The sequence below is a fragment of the Pseudomonas sp. LTJR-52 genome (assembly GCF_003691465.1).
Classification (GTDB): Bacteria; Pseudomonadota; Gammaproteobacteria; order Pseudomonadales; family Pseudomonadaceae; genus Chryseomonas; species Chryseomonas luteola.
This window is the reverse complement of sequence record NZ_CP033105.1, coordinates 1,121,725-1,142,721: the sequence shown is the minus strand read 5'-3', so window position 1 is coordinate 1,142,721 and position 20,997 is coordinate 1,121,725. Positions and strand designations below refer to the sequence as shown.

The window sequence follows — 20,997 nt, the reverse complement described above, 5'->3', positions numbered from 1 at the left end:
ATATATAGATAGCCTAGAAACAATGTCTTGAACGGAGTCGTCATGCCTGACCTTTCACACCTGCTCGCCTTTGCGGCCATCACCCTGGGCATGGCGCTGACGCCCGGACCAAACATGGTCTATCTGATTTCCCGCTCCATCTGCCAGGGCCGAACGGCTGGCATGATTTCCCTTGGCGGCGTGGCCCTGGGCTTTGCGTTCTACATGGTTTGTGCAGCCCTTGGAATCACTGCTTTGCTGATGGCGGTGCCCTTCGCCTACGATGCGCTGCGGATAGGCGGTGCGCTGTATCTGCTATATCTGGCCTGGCAGGCCGTGAAACCCGGCGGACGGTCTCCGTTTCAGGTCAGGGACCTACCCAAGGACAGTCCGCGCAAACTCTTCGCTATGGGCTTTGTGACCAACCTGCTCAATCCTAAAATTGCCGTGATCTACCTGTCCCTGTTGCCGCAGTTCATTTCGCCTGAGCAGGGCAGCGTGTTGACCCAGTCCCTGCTCCTGGGCGCGACGCAGATTCTGATCAGCGTAACCGTGAACGGATTGATCGCCTTTACGGCAGGCTCTATTGCAGCGTTTCTGGCAGGCCGCCCCTTATGGCTGACTGTTCAGCGGTGGCTGATGGGAACCGTACTGGCAGGGTTGGCCGTGCGAATGGTTAGTGAAAGCCGGCCAGCATAAATCCAAAACTGATCGAGGCGTGTTCTAACGGCAGGCTTCGGTCAGGCTAGGCACGCTCCATGGTTCTCCGCGGAAAGGTCGCGATAAAGGTTGTGCCTTCCCCAGCCGATGAGCGAACACGAATATCACCTTCATGGGCTCTTATAATTTCACGCACGATGAACAAGCCGAGCCCTACGCTGCGTGCCTTACTGTTACCACTGCCACCGCGGGTCATGGGCTCAAACAATCTAGGCAATACATCGTCTGGAATAGGTACGCCATGGTTATGAACCGAGACCCAGAAGGTATCGCTTTCAATACCGGATACTACAGTCACCGTACGGTCTGGAGCGCCATAGGCCATGGCATTGGAGACCAAGTTCCCAATGACCTGAGCAATGCGATCAGCATCCCCCATGCACATGCCTTCTCCAAATGCTCCATGTTCCAGAGCTCGTCCGGGAAATGCGAGGGTCAGCTCGGTAACGTTAGCCGATACCAGTTTATGCAGTTGGATAGGTTCGAGGGACAATGTGATTCCCTCTCCCACCCGCGCCACAGTAAAGTCTAGCAGGTCGGCAATCAGCCGCTGCGCACGGTCCGTGGAATGCGTGAGATGCCCCAGCACCTGAGTTTGGGCAGGCGTGACTTCGCCTCGCTCTAACAGATGAATTCCCATCCTGATAGCTGATAGCGGGTTACGCAGGTCATGACTGACGATGCCTACCATCTGCTCGGCAAACAACGCGCGATCTTCCGCCTCTGCCCGCTGCTGGCTCAGCTCGGTAATGTCCTGAAGAATGCCTACAAACTGATGCAGGGAGCCATCCTCCTTGAATAACCCTCGCCCCGAAGAGCTCACTGTCCGCTGGACCCCATCCACACCATTAAGCCGATACACACAGCGATAGGCTTCACCATAGACGTTTAGCGCCTGTGAGAAGGCCAGCTGCTCCCGCTCACGGTCTTCAGGCTCGATGAATGAGGCATACTGCTCTTCGGTGATGGTCTGGGGCGTCTCGAACCCTAGCAGGCTGGCAACTCCCTCTTCATAACGGCGTTCAGTGGTTTCGGGATTAACATCCCAGACCAACAATTGACCGGACTCGAGCGCCAGCCGAAGTTTTGCCTGAGCCACTTCAAGAGCCTGCTGCGCCTCAAGCTGCTTGATCAATAATTCTTCGGCCCGCTGCCGCGCCAGGATATGCTCGCGCTCGTATTTATGCCGATCTTCAGCCACGAAAATGGCCAGCTCATGAAAAACACCAGTGCCATACTCACGGCGTACGGCATTGAGAATGATCGGGATCGTATGCCCTGCCTGATGAACCAGATCAAGCTTGACCTCAGCCACGGAGCCTTGAATCTGTAACAGCGGCGCCCAATGGGTCTGGTGAAAAATACGTCCGCCCATCGTCAGCAGATCCTGTATCCGCCGCAAACCGACCAGTTCGGACGCACAGTAGCCCATCCACCGGCAAAAGGTTTTGTTGACGCGGCGAATGATCCCGTCCCGACTGGTAACCAAAAGCCCACAGGCAGCTTCTTCAAAAAGCACCTCGGCATCCGGCAAGCCGATATCGTCAGACGCCACTGGCGTCACGGCAACGCGTGCCGAGGAAAGCATTCATAGCGTCGATACTCGCATCCGGCTCACTCAGGTGAGGGCAATGCCCTACGTTATCAATGATCTTCAGTACGCTGTTCGGTAGCGTTCGGTGCATATATTCACCTACCTGAATCGGTGCGATCAGATCATCGCTACACTGAAGGATCAGCGTGTCGGTCTTGAGTTTTACAAGGTCAGCCCGGTTATCCGAGGTAAACGTAACACGGGCAAACTGTTTGGCAATCTCTGGATCGGTACGGCAGAAACTATTAGTTAATTCGTCGCTCAGTTCCGGCTGGCCTGGGGCACCCATGATGACGGGGGCCATGGTGCTTGACCATCCCAGGTAGTTGCTTTCCAGGGTTTCCAACAATGACTCAATGTCACTGCGGGTAAATCCGCCGAAATAATCACCATCATTGATGTAACAGGGTGATGGGCCAATCATGATATGGGCAGCAAAACGGCCTGGCGCAGCAATATCGGCCAGCATACCAATCATTGAGCTGACTGAATGGCCAACAAAAATCACAGGCCCTTCGGCAAATTGGTCGATGAGTTCGATTACGTCTTCGGCATAGCCCTTCAAAGAGTTGTACTTTACCCGGTCATAGGCGGAGAGGTCTGATGAGCCACTTCCAACAAGGTCGTACAACACCGTCCGATATTGCTTGGCAAACACCGGAGCAAGAAAGCGCCACATGTTTTGATCACAGCCAAAACCATGGGAAAACACCATGGTAGCTGGTCCATTACCGGTGACGTGAACGTTGTTACGCATTTGAACATTCATGTCTACAGTTCCCAAAAGGTAGCGGCGGCGCGGGATTGTTTCACAAGCGCAACCCTACGTCAGCTAACCTTCCAGGAAGAACTTGCATGCAAGGGCGTGCTTATACAGCACTGAGGCTTTGCATTTAAGGCAGAAGATACCAGCGTCAGTATCTTTAGACAGACGGGAGAGTAGGAACGGTACATCCTGCTGCATCGAGGCAAGATGTACCGCAGGGCATCTAGGACAGGCTCATATCGATCACGATACGTCCTTCGATCTTGCCTTCGTGCATCCGGGAAAAGATGTCGTTGATGTTTTCGAGGGGTTCGGCTGCAACCGTCGCCTTGACCTTGCCCTCACCGGCAAACTCCAGGGCTTCCTGCAGATCCAGCCGCGTCCCGACGATGGAGCCGCGAACGGTCGTGCCGTTGAGGACCATGTCGAAGATCGATAATGGGAATTCTCCCGGCGGAAGCCCGTTCAGGGCAATGGTGCCACCACGACGGGTCATGCCGATAGCCTGCTCGAACGCCTTGGGCGAGACAGCCGTGACCAGGGCACCGTGGGCGCCGCCGATCTCCTTTTTCAGATAGCCCGCCGGGTCCAGCTCACGGCAGTTGACCGTAACCTCGGCCCCCAGCCGGCGCGCCAGTTCCAATTTCTTATCGTCCACATCGACTGCAGCCACGTTCATGCCCATGGCCTTGGCATACTGAACAGCCATGTGCCCAAGGCCACCAATTCCGGAGATCACTATCCACTGCCCGGGCTTGGTTTCGGTCATCTTGAGTCCCTTGTAAACGGTCACCCCGGCACACAACACCGGCGCAATCTCTACAAAGCCCACGTTATCTGGCAGCCGTCCCACGTAGCCTGCATCAGCCAGGGCATATTCGGCAAAGCCGCCATTGACCGAGTAGCCCGTGTTCTTCTGATCCTCGCACAGTGTTTCCCAGCCCCCGAGGCAGTGTTCGCAATGACCACAGGCGGAGTACAACCATGGAATACCGACCCGATCCCCCTCCTTCACATGGGTGACGCCAGCGCCCACCCCGACCACATACCCAACCCCTTCATGCCCCGGGATAAAGGGCGGATTGGGTTTGACCGGCCAATCGCCTTCGGCGGCATGCAGGTCGGTATGGCACACCCCGGAGGCTTCGATCTTCACCAGGACCTGTCCTGCGCCTGGGGTAGGGACATCCACCTCCTCGATTTCCAGCGGTTTACCAAACTCTCGAACGACGGCAGCTTTCATTGTTTTAGGCATGACGTGATCCCTCATGGATACATGACGTATGGAGTAGTGCTGGCAAATACAGGTCAATCGTTCCGGCGCTCCATACTGCAAGCCTGGAGCAAACAAGGCATAGAAATGATGACCTGGCTCAAGGAAGGCTCAGGTTGAGCCTTCACAGGAGTAGATACGCCGCAGTCCCAGAGGCCGATGAGGATTCACCGGCCCCCATGACGGGCCTAGAAGAAGCCCAGCGGATTCGTGTCGTAGCTGATCAGCAGGTTCTTGGTCTGCTGATAGTGATCCAGCATCATCTTGTGGGTCTCGCGACCGATGCCGGACTTCTTGTAGCCACCGAATGCCGCATGGGCAGGATAGAGGTGATAGCAGTTGGTCCACACACGCCCGGCCTTGATGCCGCGACCCATGCGATACGCGCGATTGATATCCCGCGTCCAGACCCCCGCGCCCAGGCCAAACTCGGTATCGTTGGCAATGGCAAGCGCTTCGGCCTCGTCCTTGAACGTGGTCACACCGATGACCGGCCCGAAGATCTCTTCCTGGAATACCCGCATCTTGTTGTGGCCCTTGAGCAGGGTCGGCTGGATGTAATACCCATTGGCCAAGTCGCCCTGCAGGGTTTCTACAGCGCCGCCAGTCAAAAATTCGGCCCCTTCGCCACGCGCGATTTCCAGGTACGAAACTATCTTTTCGAATTGCTGCTGAGAGGCCTGGGCGCCGACCATGGTGTCGGTGTCCAACGGATCACCGCGCTTGATCTGCGCAACCTTTTTCATGACTTCCGCCATGAACGGCTCATAGATAGATTCCTGCACCAGGGCGCGGGATGGGCAGGTACATACCTCTCCCTGGTTGAAGAAGCCAAGCACCAGCCCTTCGGCCGCCTTTTCAATAAAGCTTTGCTCCGCACCCATGATGTCGTCGAAATAGATGTTGGGTGACTTGCCCCCCAGCTCGACCGTACTTGGAATGATATTGGCCGCTGCGCACTTGAGGATGTGCGAGCCCACCGGCGTCGAGCCGGTAAAAGCAATCTTGGCGATGCGTGTGCTGGTCGCCAGGGCTTCCCCCGCCTCCTTGCCGTAGCCCTGCACGATATTGATCACACCGGGTGGCAGCAGGTCGCCAATCATCTCAACAAAGAGCGTAATGGAGAGCGGCGTCTGCTCGGCCGGTTTGAGCACCACACAGTTACCTGCAGCCAGCGCAGGTGCCAGCTTCCAGGCAGCCATCAGAAGCGGGAAGTTCCAGGGAATGATCTGCCCTACCACGCCGAGCGGCTCATGGAAGTGATACGCCGCCGTATGCTGGTCGATTTCGGCCGCCGTCCCCTCCTGAGCCCGGATACAACCTGCAAAGTAGCGGAAATGATCAGCCGCCAGCGGCACGTCGGCATTAAGGGTTTCACGCACGGCCTTGCCGTTGTCCCAGGTTTCGGCAATGGCCAGTTTTTCCAGATTCTGCTCGATGCGGTCGGCAATCTTGAGTAGGGTCAACGAGCGCGCCTGTACTGACGTCTTGCCCCAGGCATCTGCCGCCGCATGGGCAGCATCTAACGCTTTTTCGATATCTTCAGCAGAGGAACGGGGAAACTCGCCAATGACAGAGCCATTGACCGGCGAGGTATTGGTGAAATATTGGCCTTTGACCGGCGGTACGAATTCGCCGCCGATGTAATTGCCGTAACGGGATTGCAGGGTGATCAGAGCACCTTGGCTGCCAGGGGCTGCGTAACGCATGGTGGTTCTCCCGATGTTGTGTTTGTTATGAGGACCGGTAATACCTGAGAAATAGCAAGGCCTGGGCCAACTGTGGCAAATGTGCGCCGCAGGCGGCTTCGGCTGTCCGGCACGAACCGGCAGGTGTCACATCGTGTGTCAGCGCCAGGACAGCAGGCGTGACAGGCTGTACCACTTCTGACACAGTCGATGATCTGCATTGCATTTAACCTGCGCCTGATCAAGCATAGGCGCTATTACGCACTTCGCTGAATCGGAGGGTTCCTGTGAATCAAGGACCCGGAATTCACCTCGCGGAGCACAATAAGAATGACTGCCACACCCATGAGTCGTCACACGCGTCAGGTGCTTGCCGTTGGTCATGGTCTGGGCCAGGCCGACACCGATCCAGCCATTGCCCGTTCGTGGCGTCGCTGTCTCGAACAGCACCGCCTGGACCCTTCCACTGCCACCTCGCCCAGCGTACTCGAGCACCCTCGTATCCTTGAGCAGCGCGAGCGCTCGCAACGGGTGCTGGAAATCGCCCATGGCGAGATGAATCGCCTGCATCAGCAGCTCGCGGGTGCCGGTCATGCCGTCCTGCTTACCGATGCCAGTGGCCTTATTCTTGATTGCATTACCCACGAGGCCGAACGAGACACCTTTCAGCGAGCAGGCCTGTGGTTGGGAGCAGACTGGAGCGAATCCTGCGAGGGCACCAATGGCATCGGCACCTGCGCGGTCGAACGGCATGCACTGACGATTCATCAGGATGAGCACTTCCGCAATCGCCACACCATCCTGACATGCTCCGCCAGCCCGGTATTCGACCCTGCCGGAGACCTTTTGGCCGTACTGGATGTGTCCTCGGCGCGGCGCACCGTTTCCCGGCAGAGCCAGTTTCACACCATGGCGCTGGTCAACCTGTCGGCCAAGCTCATCGAAAGCTGCTATTTCCTGCGTCAATGCGAGGACAGCTATCTGCTGCGCTTCCATACCCAGCCGGACTACGTCGGGCTGCTGAGTGAAGGCTTGCTGGCGTTTGATGAGTCTGGCCGAATCAGCGCCATCAACGAAAGCGCGCTGAACCTGCTAGGCACGACGCGACCGGCCCTTCTGGGGCAACCCGTGGAGGCGCTCGTCGAGCTTCCCCTTGCTTCTTTACTTGATCGTGCACAACCGCATCCTACACATTGCTGGCCGCTGTACAGCACTGAGGGAACACGCTTCTATGGACAGCTGCGAGCGCCGCACAAGCTTGTTCATTCCCTGCCTGTCCGTACCCCGCCGCGTCCAGCACTGTGCCTCGAAGATCCTGCCCTTGCGCGGGAGTTCGAGCGCGCCCGCAAGGTCATGGAGCGCGATGTTCCGGTGCTGCTTACCGGTGAGACAGGAACTGGCAAGGAGGCCTTCGCCAAAGCCCTGCATCTGGCCGGTTCGCGCGCCAACAAGCCTTTTATTGCTCTTAACTGCGCGGCAATCCCGGAATCACTTATCGAAAGCGAACTGTTCGGCTACGCCGGTGGCACGTTTACCGGTGCGCGCAAGGAAGGCATGCGTGGCAAGCTACTCGAAGCCCACAGCGGCACCCTGTTTCTCGATGAAATCGGCGATATGCCCCTGATGTTGCAGACCCGCCTGCTGCGCGTACTGGAGGAACGGCAGGTCGTTCCGCTGGGCGGACAACCGCAGGCGATCGACGTCCGCATCATTAGCGCCACTCACCGCGATCTCAGGATACGGGTAGGCGATGGCAGCTTTCGGGAGGATTTGTACTACCGGCTCAATGGTCTAGTGGTGAGCCTGCCGCCGGTACGTGAGCGGCTCGACAAGGCCGCGCTGCTCAATCACTTGCTGCTTGAAGAGGCGCAGGGCCAGAGCCTGCACCTGGACGCCGAGGCTCGCCAGGCCCTGCTTGGGTACCAATGGCCAGGCAATGTTCGTCAGTTGCGCAATGTCCTGCGAACCCTGGTGGCCTTGTGCGAGGACGGGGTGATTCGCAGGGGTGATCTGCCGCAGGAGATTTCCAGCCCAGCGAGCCTGCCCGCCCTGACGCTGGATGCGCCTCTGGAAGATGCCGAAAAGACCGCCCTACTCCAGATACTGGAGCAGGAACATTGGCAGATGACACGCGCGGCCGAACGCCTTGGCATAAGCCGAAACACGCTTTACCGGAAACTGCACAAGCACGGCATTACACCCAGACGCTAGCGGTCCTGCCGGCGGGAGCTGCTCAAGGCCGGTTGTTTGGCGGAATGACCATTGGTCGTGTCGCGCCTTCGAGATTGAAAGATGCCTACGCTGATGCGAAACCCATCGCCAACTACTGGCACCTTTACGGTACTATCCGCGCTTTCTCGCCTCATCGGGCCAGCAGGCCTGACGATGGCCTGCCCAGGCATTGAACACGTCAAGTTGCCAAGACCATGAATGGATTTTCAAACCGCTACCGTTTTCATGCGGTGTTATTTTTTTTGTTCCTGCTTACTCTGGCCGTCGCGTCCAGGCTGGTCTATCTCCGAGTTCATGACAGTGAGTTCCTGATCGATCAGGGCGAACGGCGCAGTGTTCGTCATATCCCCATCCCCGTTACCCGCGGCCTGATTACCGACCGCAATGGCTCTCCCCTGGCCGTCTCAACCGAAGTGTCGACAATCTGGTGCAACCCTTCGGAAATGAAGGAGAGCATGGACCGGGTGCCTGCGCTGGCAGCGGCACTGCATCGTCCCGCAGACGAGCTCATGTCCTATATCAAGGCCCGCTCGGAAAAGCATTTTCTTTACCTGGCCCGCGGCCTGTCCCCCATCGAAGGCGAGGACATCATGGCGCTCGATATCAAGGGCGTGCACCAGCTCAAGGAGTACAAGCGCTATTACCCCACCTCCGACCTGACAGCCCAATTGATTGGTCTGGTGAACCTGGATGGTGAAGGTCAGGAAGGCGTGGAGCTGGGCTACAACGAGTGGCTCAGCGGGAAAGCAGGCGTTCGCGAGGTGCTGATCAACCCGCGCGGCTCCATCGTCAAGAACATCAAGGTCGACAAACAGCCCAAGCCCAGCCAGGACATTGCCCTGTCCATCGACTTGCGTCTGCAGTTCGAGGCCTATCGCGCCCTGCAGGAGGCAGTAACCAAGTTTGGTGCCCTGTCCGGCTCGGCCGTACTGGTCAACCCCAAGAATGGTCAGATCCTGGCCATGGCGAACTTTCCGTCTTATAACCCGAACAACCGGGCATCCATCAACCCGACTTTCATGCGTAACCGCGCGTTAACCGATGTGTTCGAACCCGGCTCGGTTATCAAGCCGTTCAGCATGTCAGCAGCGCTGGCCACGGGAAAATTCAACGAAAATACCCAAGTGAGTGTGGCGCCGGGCTGGTTTGTCATCGACGGCCACACGATTCGCGACGTAGCACGTCGGGACATCCTGACCATGACCGGCGTGCTGATCAACTCGTCGAACATCGGCATGAGCAAGGTTGCCTTGGAAGTCGGTCCCAAACCTATCCTTGAACAGCTGGCCCGGGTCGGCTTTGGCTCGCCCCTGTCTCTGGGTTTCCCGGGTGAAAACGCAGGTTATCTGCCCAACCATGTGAAATGGTCCAGAATCGCCACAGCCAGCATGTCCTATGGCTATAGTCTGGCCGTCAATACCGCCGAGCTGGCCCAGGCCTATACGGTCTTCGCCAATGACGGAAAGCTTGCCCCACTCTCGCTGCTGCGCGATAACCCACAACAACTGGTGCCTGCGATGGACCCACTGGTGGCGCATCGGATTCGCATGATGCTCAAGGAGGTAGTGGAAGATCCCAGCGGCGTCGTGCGCGCCCGGGTGCCGGGCTATCAGGTGGCAGGGAAAAGTGGTACTGCCCGTCGCTCCGGGGGCGGCGGCTACAAGGAACATGCCTATCGTTCGATGTTCGTAGGCATGGCGCCCGCCAGCGATCCCAAGCTAGTACTGGCCGTGATGATGGACTCCCCGACCAAGATCGGCTACTACGGCGGTCTGGTTTCGGCACCGGTGTTCAGCCAGATCATGTCAGGTGCGCTACGCGCGCTGGCCATTCCGCCCGACAACCTGCCGCCTACCAATACCGCCCAGAGCGAAACACCAGCCCCTCACTCCCATACGTGAGTGAGGGCTTGCCGGAGAGGATTTCGAGGAGATCCTTTTTCCGGCCCAACGAAAAAACCCGCCTAGGCGGGGGTTTTGTTGACCGCTCGATATCCTTATCGAGTGCCATCCTGGCGGGTCTTTCATCCTTGAGGCTCATGAGCGCGTCCTGCGCTGCATTCCATGGGTGAGAAGATTACGCCACCGCCGCCTTCTTCCCTAGCGTCAATCCAGTCACTTCTTGTAAGCCTTTGCCTACATAGATAGCTTTCTGAGCAGATATGCCATTACCGTAATCTCATGAAACAAAGCGTCCGCTATCCTGCAGAACACCCACAGTCTGGTTCTTTCTAAACCTTCGCCTGTCCCCATAAGGGCACCCCTACATACCAACGTCACATACCTGTGCTTAGCTCGGCCGACGCGACGTAATGACGCCTGTTGTCATCCGGACTTTGACTGTTGAGGTTATCATTTGAACACCAGGACACTTCCCCCAGGTGCACTGATACCGGCCGATATCGAAGCGGCCCTGTCCGAACTGATCGCGCTGCGTGAAGAGATGATCACGGCGGCCTGTGACGCACCCATCCTGGCGGAGCATGTGCACCAGAGCTATACCGAGAGCGCACATAACCTGCTTAACTATCTGGCGCTACGCCGTCATGACATCCGGCCGCTACAGGCACGCCTGGCACGGCTGGGACTGTCGTCGCTGGGGCGCTCGGAAGCCTACATCCTGGCTGCAATCACTACCCTTATCGAAATCCTGCAAAAGCTCTCCGGCAGCAAGAACGCGCCTCCTCCCTATGAGCCGCTGGGCATGGACCGGGGCGAGCAGCTGCTGCATGAGCACACCGAGGCTCTGTTTGGCGCAACGCCTGTCGGGCGTGGAGTCCGAATCATGGTGACCATGCCCAGCGAGGCCGCACAGGACTACTCGCTTGTGCATGATCTGCTGGCGGCCGGCATGGACAGCATGCGCATCAACTGTGCTCATGACGACGCCAAGACCTGGCAACAGATGATTGACCATGCACGTCGAGCGGAAAAGGCCCTTGGCAAGCCTTGCCGCGTCATGATGGACCTTGCGGGTCCCAAGCTGCGCACCGGGCAAATCAACGCCGGCCCGGCCGTGATACGCGTCAAGCCGACCCGCGATGATTTCGGTCGAGCAGTCAAGCCGGCTCGTCTTTGGCTGACTGCCAGAGAAAACCCTCAAGCGCCACCGACCCCGGCAGATGCCAGCCTGCCGGTGGCAGCGGACTGGTTATCGAATCTCCAGCCACATACACAGGTAATCCTTCACGATGCCCGCGGCTCGAAGCGGCAGATCGAGATCGTTGATATCACGCGCGAAGGGTGCTGGGGCGAACTCTACAAGACCGCCTACCTGACGCCGAACACAGCCCTCTCGATCAAGGACAGGAAAGGCCGGAAACGCGAGACACGCATTGCGCCCTTCCCGGCTCAAGAGCAGGCCATCAAGCTGGTGGAGGGCGATGTGCTGATTCTGACCAAGGATCAACATACCGGGCATCCGGCAACCTACGACAGTTTCGGAGAAGTCCTGACCCCAGCTTCCATCGGCTGCACGCTGCCGGAAATCTTCGAGGATGTACGGGCTGGCGAGCCAGTCTGGTTCGACGATGGCAAGATTGGTGGAATTATTGATTCGGTGCAGAGCGAGACGCTGCGTATCCGTATCACCCACGCGCCTGGGGGTGCCAAGCTCAAGAGCGACAAAGGCATCAACTTTCCGGACAGCCATCTGCGTCTCGATGCGCTTACGCCCCATGACATCGAAGCCCTGGCATTCGCAGCCGAGCATGCCGACGTGGTCGAGTTCTCTTTCGTTAACACGGCAGATGACGTCAGGACCCTGCTCCATCACATTGATCGACTGAACGCCCATGAGCTGGGCGTAGTGCTCAAGATCGAGACACGTCGAGGCTTCGAGAACCTGCCGGCGTTGCTCTTTGCAGGCATGAATCTTCCGCGTTTCGGCGTCATGATCGCGCGGGGCGATCTGGCGGTAGAAAGCGGCTTCGAACGACTGGCTGAGCTTCAGGAAGAAATACTTTGCCTGTGCGAAGCGGCCCATGTGCCCGTGATCTGGGCGACCCAGGTACTGGAAACCCTGGCCAAGAAAGGCGCGCCGTCGCGGGCCGAGATTACGGATGCCGCCATGGGCGTACGGGCCGAATGCGTGATGCTGAACAAGGGTCCGCACATTCTGAAGGCCGTCCATACTCTGCATGATCTGCTGGCACGCATGCAGGCGCATCACTCCAAGAAGCGGGATCTCCTGCGAAAACTTCAGGTAGCGCAGCAACCTACTCTGGCCGCCAGCTGCCCGGAGTGACACCTTACCGTGCCGATAGCGGGCACCATTTTGCAGCCAGGCGCTCTACAAGGGATGTTCCATAGCCCAAAACAGTGCCAGAGCCGCGTGCCTCTGGTACGTTCACCGCAGACATAACGGGTGTGATACGCCCTCGGCAGTGCCTGGCCCCGCCCTTGCAAAGCCGTTGGCCTCGCCATAAGCGAGCCCGTTATAGTCACGTGCGTGACCGCTAATCCCAATGGAGATCCCATGAGACATATCTTTGCCGGCGCCGTTTGTGTACTGGCGTTGAGCGCCTGCGGTAAATCGGAATTTGTCCAGCCCCAGACCCCTGCCAACACGCTGCAGTCCGGCATCAAGAAGGAGAACTTCGATCCCGGCGTCCGGCCTCAGGATGATTTTTTCAACGCCATCAACGGTCAATGGTTGAAAAACACACCTATCCCGGCCGACAAGACCAGCTATGGCGCCTTCCATGCTATTGCCGATACCACCGAGAAACAGCTGCACGCCATCATCGAGGCGCTGGCCGCCAAGCCCGACAAGGCTACTGGCAGCGACGAGCAGAAAATCGGCGACCTGTATGCCTCCTTCATGAATGAAGCCGCCATTGAGGCGCAGGAGCTCAAACCCTTGCAGGGTGCGTTCGATGCTATCGACTCCATTCATGATCGTCGCTCGCTGCTCATCACAATGGCCCGCCTCCAGCAGCTGGGTATCGATGTTCCGCTCGAACCCTATGTCACCCAAGATGCTAAGGACTCCAAGCGATACGTAGCCGAGATTGCCCAGTCCGGTCTCAGCCTGCCCGACCGGGATTACTACCTGATCGATGACACGTCATTCGCCGAGATCCGCTCCGGCTTCGTTTCGCACGTGCAGCGCATGTTGGACCTGGCTAACCTCCCTGACCCTGCCGGTAGTGCCCGCAAAGTGGCTGCACTGGAAAAGCAGATCGCCCTGGCCCAGTGGGACAAAGTCGACAACCGCGACCCCATTAAAACCTACAATGCCTATGAGCCCACCCAACTGCGTACGCTGACCCGTGCCATCGACTGGCCGTCGTACCTGAAGGAGACCGGCTTTGTCGATCAACACCCGATCATTGTTGAACAGCCCAGCTACATCACGGGGCTTGGCAAGCTGTTGACGTCTACACCGCTCTCCACCTGGAAAACCTATCTCAAGTGGCACGTCCTGCATGCCTATGCCCAGGCACTACCGCACGCCTATGCCCAGGAGGATTTCGCATTCTTCCAGCAGACCCTGAACGGCGCCAAGGAGCAGCGTCCCCGGTGGAAGCGTGGCGTAAGTGCGGTTGAAGGCAGCCTGGGTGAAGCCCTGGGCAAGGAATATGTCGCGCGTCATTTTCCGCCGGAAAACAAGGCCCGCATGGAGGCGCTGGTTCGCAACCTCATCGCCGCCTATGGGCAGGCTATGGATAAGCTGGACTGGATGAGCGAAGACACCCGCCAGGCAGCCAAGGCCAAGCTGGCGAAGTTCACCTACAAGATCGGATACCCTAACCAGTGGCGTGACTACTCATCCTTGCACATTGCCCCGGATGACCTGATCGGCAACCTGCAGCGGGCCCAGACATTTGAGTATCAGCGCAACCTTGCCAAACTCGGCAAGCCGGTCGATCCAGATGAGTGGGCCATGACGCCACAAACAGTCAACGCCTATTACAACCCGCTGCGTAACGAGATCGTCTTCCCGGCCGCCATCCTGCAACCGCCCTTCTTCAACATGCAGGCGGAAGATGCTGTCAATTACGGTGGTATCGGTGCAGTCATCGGCCACGAAATCAGTCATGGTTTCGATGATCAGGGCTCGCAGTTCGATGGCGACGGCAATCTGCGGGAATGGTGGACCAAGACGGACCGCGAGCGCTTCGCAAAGCGTGCGACAGCGCTGGCTGAACAGTACTCGGCCTATGAGCCGGTACCGGGCTATCACATCAATGGCCGCTTTACCCTGGGTGAAAATATTGCCGACCTGGGTGGCGTAACGATCTCCTACTCGGCGTATCACCTGTCATTGAACGGCAAACCTGCCCCTGTCATTGACGGCATGACGGCCGAACAGCGCTTCTTTACCGGATGGGCGCAGGTCTGGTGCACCAAGTACACACAACAGAACCTGCTCAATCGTCTGAAAACCGACCCGCACTCACCGGCGCAATACCGCACCAATGGGGTGCTGAGTAACGTGCCTGGCTTCTACGAGGCCTATGACGTCAAGCCAGACGACCAGATGTACCTGCCCCCGAACAAGCGCATCAAGATCTGGTAAGCCCCTTCCCTACCGGTGAGCCTGAGTCCTTTCAGGTTCACCCTTGGAGCCATTCAGGACATGCTGATGCTCAATACACTGATATTCGATCTCGACGGAACCCTGACTGATACCGATCCGGTTCATTACAAGGCCTGGAAGCAACTTCTAGCCCGCGAGGGACGCGACTTGAATGAAGAGGACTTTAGGCGTCACATTTCGGGTCGCGCCAACGACGCAGTTTGCAAAGACCTCTATCCAGACAAGACGCCCGATGAGCACACGGTGATTGCAAACGAAAAGGAAGCCTTGCTGCGTGAGTTAGCCAACACACTCAAGCCCACCGCTGGCCTTGAAACGTTGTTGAGCTACGCGGACCAACAGGGATGGAAACGCGCGATCGTGACCAATGCCCCGCGTGCCAATGTCCACCACATGCTCAAGGCGCTTGGACTGGAAAACCGCTTTCCCCTGGTCGTGCTGGGCGAAGAGCTGGAACGTTCGAAGCCGGATCCCCTTCCCTATACCAATGCGTTAAATATGCTGGAGATCCAGCCCCGGCAGGCGCTGGTTTTCGAGGACTCTATTCCCGGCCTGACGGCAGCCAAGGCAGCAGGAATCGTTACGGTCGGTATTACCTCAACACTGACAGCCGATGAACTGCTGGCAGCCGGTGCCGATCTGGCAATAGCAGACTTCAACGACCCAAGGCTCTGGGAAATGCTGAAACGAACCGCATGATCAGGCGACGGTATGCAACTCGGCCAAGGTGCTCATTTGCACTTGTGCCTCCTGACGCGTCGTGAACGGACCACTGATGCGCTCGCCATTGCGTACCAGATACCAGCAGACCATAAACCCGGCCTCCCGAAGCGCAGCAGGTACGGCACTGCCTACTACTGACATGATTTGAACAATGGGCATAAGGACCTCTATCTACTCTTAAGCCAGGCTTCACAGTACGCTGTGATTGATACCTTGAGAAATCGACAGGATTGATAGTGGTCATTAACGGTTCAAAGGTCCGACGAAATGATAGCCCTCTTTTGATTGAAGCCATTACCGCCCTTGACGATGCCCAGCGCCAGGCGCTGCTCAGCCTTGAATTACACCCTGAGCAGATAGCCTTTTCAGGCACGCCTGAGGCTGCACTGGTGAGTTTTGAAGGGCAGTCACCTCGGCATGTACAAGGGTTCGCCCTATTGGAAGCAGGCCTGCCGGCAGGTCTGCTTCTACTCAAGCGGCCTCCCCTGTCTCCCCAGTGGGTCAGCGCCGATGCCTGCTCGCTCCATGCCTTGCAAATCGCGGCTCGCGCACAGGGCCGAGGGCTGGGCAAAGCCTGCCTGCGGGCGCTTCCCGAGCTGGTCTGCAGGCAGTGGCCCGATATCCGGCATATTCAACTGGCAGTAGACGCCCACAATGAATCAGCGCTGGGGCTCTATTTAAAAGAAGGATGGATCGATGAGGGCAGGACGTATAAAGGACCCGTCGGTCTGGAACGTCGACTGACCCGGAGAATAGACTGCTAAACAGCGGTGAAACGGAAAAACCCCGCCGTAGCGGGGTTTCGTTGACCATGCCCGACATCCTGTCAAGCTGCCATCCTGGCGGTCATATCGGATCCTTGATCTACCATGAGCGCTTCCGTGCGCTGCTCCGATGTAAATAGATTACGCCTCTCTCTTCGTTTCCCCTAGAGCCAACCGCTGAGAGTCCTTGTAAGCTTTTTCCTACAAATACTGGCCAAACGCCTTTCGTCCGTTTGGCTTGCTACCCCAGCCGTGAATACGAACCGCCGCCTCAGTCGCCGGGTCTTTTCCTGTATCCCTCATAACTACAGGAAACCTAATCAGCATGACTCCCAACCGAGGCCTTACCTGGCTGGCCCGTGGTGGCTACGCTGCCCGAGGCGTGGTGTACCTCATTATCGGTGGCTTCGCTTTACTGGCAGCCATAGGCTCAGGACAACCCGTCGACAGTCATCAGAGCCTGCAAACCGTATTGGCGCAACCGTCCGGCAGTACCCTGCTCTGGATTGTGGTGATCGGGCTTGCAGCCTTTGCAGCCTGGCGTGCCGTACAGGCTCTACGAGATTCGGATCATCACGGCACGGATCTCAAAGGATTAACGATCCGTACAGGACTCCTCGCCAGTGGCGTGACATATGTCCTCCTGGCGCTCTTCGCCCTAGGCCTTCTGATCAGCGGTTTCAAAGCTCCTGGTGAGGGCGGAGGCTCTGGAGGTGGTGGTCAGGCACAGGACTTTCTTTCACACCTGCTCAGCTGGGACCACTCCAATATAGTGATACGGCTGATAGCCTTGATTCCGCTGGGTGTAGGCATTGCCCATATCATCAAGGGGTGGAAGGCCTCCTTCGAACGGTATTTCGAGGCGGATGAAGGTGTCATGCGCATGGTACGCCCCGTCTCCCGATTCGGACTGATTGCACGGGGGGTGGCCTTTATCGAGATTGCCGTACTGCTGGCTGTCAGCGGCTCACGCTACGATGCAATGCACCCACCGGGGATCAAGGAGGCTCTCAATGGGCTTCAGAACTTGCCTTTCGGCCATATCATTCTGCTGGTGGTTGCGCTGGGTTTAATCGCCTTTGCGGTCTACAGCTTTGCCGAAGCGGTATGGCGTCGTATCAATATGAACGTCCCGGTATGACGTAGCGCCCTGCAAGGCAGGATCGCAGGGCGCTTTTACCTAGCGGAACAAGGTATCGACGTAATCTGCGCCGATACCGACGCGCTCGAAATGCTCCCGGCAGAGCTTGATATAGTCGTGTACATCGAAATAGCCCGCGGCGTTGCCGTCCTGATCCAGCCAGATCAGAGGGCCCTTGACGATAAAGAAGACCCGCATCGGCTCATCATAATCATAAGCCACCAGCGTATGCCCCTCGCCAGGCGTTTCGTAAACGAAGTCGCCGGCTCTGGCCGTCCAGCCATGCTCCAGGTAGCCCCACTTTCCAGAGATGGTATAGGCAAAAACCTCATGGGGATGGTAATGACGGTTCACCAGGCCCGCCTGTTTGGCCATGAGGACATCGCACCACTTGTTCTCGGAGGGCGAGATCCATAACGGGCGACTCGAGACGGTATCGGTAAACGGCACGTAATAGCGCTCGTCTTCTGTCGGCGCGTCCTCGATGTAGACCTCAGGCCTGGCATCAGGCTTCAAGCTGTTCGGAATCGGCTGGAGTTCTTTCCAGAATTCACGACGGGCGAGTTCAGGCATGGCAGTGCTCCTCTTATTATTGTTCTAGTGACTATAGCCAGCTTACGGGGCTTTGCAGGCCAGAAACCAGAGAGTGCCCAGGTTTGAGACCTAGGCAGCTTTTTGAACCATGTATTGTTCGTAGAAATCGATCACGGCGAGGTTTTTGTGCTTGGCTTCGAACATGATGTCGAACTCGTCCAGAAATGACTTGGCGTATTCGTTACACCAGCGGTTCCACATCCGGTCACTGTGACCATACAGGTCACGCTTGTTGACCTTGGTCAGCAGCTGTTCCATTTCAATCTTCTCGTCAGCCGAGATACCCAGCTCCATCAACATTTCCTGGGACTGTGAGTAGTGCATGGCCGGACGTACGCCCCGCCAGCTTTCAACGATGCGCTGTACCCGTGGGTCATGACGGTCGATGTAGCGACCTTCGTGAATCCAGCAGTGGTGGATATCCAGAACGACCGGAGCGTGGTCGGCTAGCTCAAGGCAGGCGTCGACACCGTATTTCTTTTCCTCGTTCTCAAAGGTTATGCAGTTGCGGGCCACGTCTGACAGGCGCGGCCAGATATGCAGGATGCCTTCGACGCCCAGCTTGCCCGCAATGTGGATATTGCATTTGAAATCCTGAAACTGCCGTCCATAGCCCATCATGCGAATCATATCGGCGTGGTATTCAAATTCGCGGATGCTGTTTTCCACCGTATCCGGGTTATCCGAGGCCAGCACGCAATACTGCCCCGGGTGCATGGAGAGGCGAATGTCATGGGTACGCGCATAGTCACCGATACCTTGAAACTGTTCGGAGATGAAATCTCGGATAGCCGTGGAGTCGTAGAAATAGGCATAACTGGGATGGCTGTAGAACGGCAGGATATCGCTGCTCATGCGCATCATGTGCAGGTGAGCCGGCAAGGAATTGACATACTGCAACAGACGCATCTGGGCCTGAAGATTGTGCTCGATCACATAGAGCAGCTTCTCTTCGGCTGCCTCGGTTGTCTGGCTGGACAGCCAACGTAGCGTGGTGGTCTTGCCATTGTAGAGCCGCTCGATGGCTTCGATCTCTTTTGCAGGCAGGCTTCTGTCGGGATGGCGGTAATTGCAGGCAAAGCCGATCCGGTACATGGCAAACTCCTTCGAGGCACGGACAGGCGTTGCTCATAGGCATCGCCTGTTCTAGAAAACATTTTATTAGGAGGCTGTATTCGGGCCGAAGTGCCTGAACAGCGATCGCTACCGGTCGACAGACACTACAAGCGCTCGCGCAAATGCTCTGCAATAAAGTCCAGAAACAGCGTGATCCGCAGTGAGAGTTGGGTATTGCGGTAGTAGACCGCATTGATGATCTGAAAGGAGTCCTGCACCTGATCCCTCATGATCGGAACAAGCAGACCCTGCTCGCGAGCCGACCGTGTCATGTAGTCCGCCAGGCACGCAATCCCTTGTCCGGCCAGTGCCAATGCCTGAATCGTCATCCCGCTTGAGGCGGATATATCGGGCGAAACCGCCAGCGTAGCGCCTCGCTCGTTTGGTAGCGGCCACTGATTGAGGTGATCAAGCTGGCTGAAACCGATCAAGGTATGCTTGTGCAAATCAGCGACAGCAAGCGGTGTCCCATGCCTATTCAGGTAGTCTGGGCTGGCTAGCAGGCTGAGCCGGCTCTGCCCCAATGGTCGCGCGTGCAGAGTAGAGTCACGCAATTCGCCGATCCGGATGGCAACATCCGTGCGCTGCTCCAGCAGATCGATGAAGCGGTCATTCGTGTCCAGCTCCAGCGTAATGCCGGGATACTGTTCACGGAACAGGCCCACCAACGGGACGACAACGTGATACATGAAGGACGGTGCCGCATTTACCCGCAAACGGCCTGCCGGCCGTTGCCGCCGGATCGCCAGTTGCTCCTCGGCCTCATCGACCGAGGCCAGGATGGCACGGACCTGGGTCAGGAAATGCCGTCCCTCATCGGTAAGCTCCAGACGCCGGGTCGTGCGACGTAACAGTGTGGTGTCAAGCTTTTGCTCAAGGCGGCTAAGAGCGCGACTCACGCCCGAAACGGTTTGTCCCAACTGGTCGGCCGCTGCGGTTATGGAGCCCGTTTCGACAACGGTCTTGAATACCAGGTGTTCTTCCAGCGTGGTTTTCATGCCTGCCCTCGCCCGTCATTCTTGATTTCAAATCAATTATCTTTTCCAGTTTATCTACTTTAACGACAAGCATGTGCGGAGGACACTGTACCGCTTTCTGGCGCACCCCTTTTGCGCCCTACCCGTTTAAGTGGGAGCTTTCATGAATATCTTGTTGATCAATGGCGGCAAATCGTTCGCCCATTCCGCAGGGCGTTATAACGAAACCCTGCACACTCTGGCTGTGGGCCATCTGAGCGAGCTGGGTCACACCATCAAGGAAACCGTGATCGAGTCGGGTTACGATGTTGAGGCTGAAGTCCAGAAGTACCTGTGGGCTGATGCCATCATTTATCAGATGCCGGGGTGGTGGATGGGCGCCCCCTGGACCGTCAAGAAGTATCTAGACGAGGTCCTGACCGCCGGCCACGGCTCGCTATATGCCAACGACGGTCGTACCCGTAGCGATCCCACCAAGCAGTACGGCACCGGTGGCCTGCTGCAGGGCCGCCGCTACATGTTGTCCCTGACCTGGAACGCACCGCGTGAAGCGTTCGACGAGCCGGGCAACTTCTTCGAGGGCAAAGGTGTGGACGGTGTGTACTTCCCCTTCCACAAGTCGCAGCAGTTTGTAGGCCTTGAGGCCCTGCCGACCTATCTGGCGAATGATGTCATCAAGGCGCCGGATATCGAGCGTCATCAGGCCGAATACAAAGCGCACCTGACGCGCGTATTCGGTCAGCAGTAATCAGTCTGCGTCAGCATGAAGCCCGGTCTAGACCGGGCTTTTTCATGGCCGCTTAAAAGTCGTCGCACAATCCGGTTGTCATATCCCCACCACAGTACTGAACAACTGGCTACGTAAACTTCTCGGCTTTCCTGAGCAC

At 57.5% G+C, this 20,997-nt stretch carries 17 protein-coding genes; 9 read left to right on the top strand and 8 right to left on the bottom strand.

The genetic code is table 11. The annotated features are described in order from the left end of the window. Positions 1-42: 42 nt before the first annotated feature. Positions 43-678 (top strand): LysE family translocator, encoded by a 636-nt coding sequence (locus EAW52_RS05175; protein WP_122041664.1) that lies wholly within the window; start codon positions 43-45, stop codon positions 676-678. 46 nt (positions 679-724) lie between these two features. On the opposite strand, the gene EAW52_RS05170 is transcribed toward EAW52_RS05175, so the two are convergent. The 4 genes from EAW52_RS05170 to EAW52_RS05155 form a co-directional block, all read right to left on the bottom strand. Further along, on the bottom strand, positions 725-2,287 hold the full coding sequence (locus EAW52_RS05170; RefSeq protein WP_122041663.1) for a HAMP domain-containing sensor histidine kinase: 1,563 nt from the start codon (positions 2,285-2,287) through the stop codon (positions 725-727). Next, positions 2,244-3,062, bottom strand: a complete 819-nt coding sequence (locus EAW52_RS05165; RefSeq protein WP_122041662.1) for an alpha/beta fold hydrolase — start codon at positions 3,060-3,062, stop codon at positions 2,244-2,246. The genes EAW52_RS05170 and EAW52_RS05165 overlap by 44 nt, the downstream gene beginning before the upstream one ends. Before the next feature lie 220 nt (positions 3,063-3,282). After that, positions 3,283-4,314 carry an alcohol dehydrogenase AdhP gene (gene adhP / locus EAW52_RS05160; protein WP_122041661.1) on the bottom strand — a complete coding sequence of 344 codons (1,032 nt, stop codon included), beginning with the start codon at positions 4,312-4,314 and terminating at the stop codon, positions 3,283-3,285. 206 nt (positions 4,315-4,520) lie between these two features. After that, entirely contained in the window at positions 4,521-6,041 is a 1,521-nt protein-coding gene (locus EAW52_RS05155; RefSeq protein WP_019366011.1) for an aldehyde dehydrogenase family protein, read from the bottom strand. A 309-nt stretch (positions 6,042-6,350) separates the two neighbouring features. Here EAW52_RS05155 and EAW52_RS05150 point away from each other — a divergent pair, with 309 nt between their 5' ends. The 5 genes from EAW52_RS05150 (at position 6,351) to EAW52_RS05130 (ending at position 15,494) form a co-directional block, all read left to right on the top strand. Continuing rightward, a complete protein-coding gene (locus EAW52_RS05150; protein WP_122041660.1) occupies positions 6,351-8,231 on the top strand; it encodes a sigma-54-dependent Fis family transcriptional regulator in 1,881 nt (626 codons plus the stop codon). 215 nt (positions 8,232-8,446) lie between these two features. Then, a complete protein-coding gene (locus EAW52_RS05145) occupies positions 8,447-10,153 on the top strand; it encodes a penicillin-binding protein 2 (protein ID WP_122041659.1) in 1,707 nt (568 codons plus the stop codon). Between the two features lie 454 nt (positions 10,154-10,607). Then, the gene (locus EAW52_RS05140) at positions 10,608-12,497 is read left to right on the top strand and encodes a pyruvate kinase (RefSeq protein ID WP_122041658.1); all 1,890 of its coding nucleotides are present in this window, start codon (positions 10,608-10,610) and stop codon (positions 12,495-12,497) included. A 231-nt stretch (positions 12,498-12,728) separates the two neighbouring features. Beyond that, complete coding sequence (locus EAW52_RS05135) at positions 12,729-14,774, top strand: M13 family metallopeptidase (protein WP_122041657.1); 2,046 nt, start codon at positions 12,729-12,731, stop codon at positions 14,772-14,774. A gap of 66 nt (positions 14,775-14,840) precedes the next feature. Continuing rightward, the gene (locus EAW52_RS05130; RefSeq protein WP_162997590.1) at positions 14,841-15,494 is read left to right on the top strand and encodes an HAD family phosphatase; all 654 of its coding nucleotides are present in this window, start codon (positions 14,841-14,843) and stop codon (positions 15,492-15,494) included. Here EAW52_RS05130 and EAW52_RS05125 read toward each other — a convergent pair whose 3' ends face one another. Then, the gene (locus EAW52_RS05125; protein ID WP_010795736.1) at positions 15,495-15,677 is read right to left on the bottom strand and encodes a hypothetical protein; all 183 of its coding nucleotides are present in this window, start codon (positions 15,675-15,677) and stop codon (positions 15,495-15,497) included. It abuts the gene before it with no gap. Between the two features lie 122 nt (positions 15,678-15,799). Between EAW52_RS05125 and EAW52_RS05120 the strand changes: the two genes are divergently transcribed. Together EAW52_RS05120 and EAW52_RS05115 are read left to right on the top strand one after the other, a co-directional pair. Then, on the top strand, positions 15,800-16,282 hold the full coding sequence (locus EAW52_RS05120) for an N-acetyltransferase (protein WP_122044725.1): 483 nt from the start codon (positions 15,800-15,802) through the stop codon (positions 16,280-16,282). A gap of 325 nt (positions 16,283-16,607) precedes the next feature. Next, positions 16,608-17,423 (top strand): DUF1206 domain-containing protein, encoded by an 816-nt coding sequence (locus EAW52_RS05115; protein WP_122041655.1) that lies wholly within the window; start codon positions 16,608-16,610, stop codon positions 17,421-17,423. Between the two features lie 39 nt (positions 17,424-17,462). Here EAW52_RS05115 and EAW52_RS05110 read toward each other — a convergent pair whose 3' ends face one another. The 3 genes from EAW52_RS05110 to EAW52_RS05100 form a co-directional block, all read right to left on the bottom strand. After that, positions 17,463-17,996, bottom strand: coding sequence for a 2,4'-dihydroxyacetophenone dioxygenase family protein (locus tag EAW52_RS05110; RefSeq protein WP_010795739.1), 534 nt, complete (start codon positions 17,994-17,996; stop codon positions 17,463-17,465). A 90-nt stretch (positions 17,997-18,086) separates the two neighbouring features. Next, positions 18,087-19,112, bottom strand: a complete 1,026-nt coding sequence (gene uvsE, locus EAW52_RS05105) for a UV DNA damage repair endonuclease UvsE (protein ID WP_019366021.1) — start codon at positions 19,110-19,112, stop codon at positions 18,087-18,089. Between the two features lie 125 nt (positions 19,113-19,237). Further along, a complete protein-coding gene (locus EAW52_RS05100; protein ID WP_122041654.1) occupies positions 19,238-20,131 on the bottom strand; it encodes a LysR substrate-binding domain-containing protein in 894 nt (297 codons plus the stop codon). Positions 20,132-20,273: 142 nt separating this feature from the next. On the opposite strand from EAW52_RS05100, the gene EAW52_RS05095 reads away from it, so the two are divergent. After that, positions 20,274-20,858, top strand: coding sequence for an NAD(P)H-dependent oxidoreductase (locus tag EAW52_RS05095; RefSeq protein ID WP_122041653.1), 585 nt, complete (start codon positions 20,274-20,276; stop codon positions 20,856-20,858). Positions 20,859-20,997: the final 139 nt, after the last annotated feature.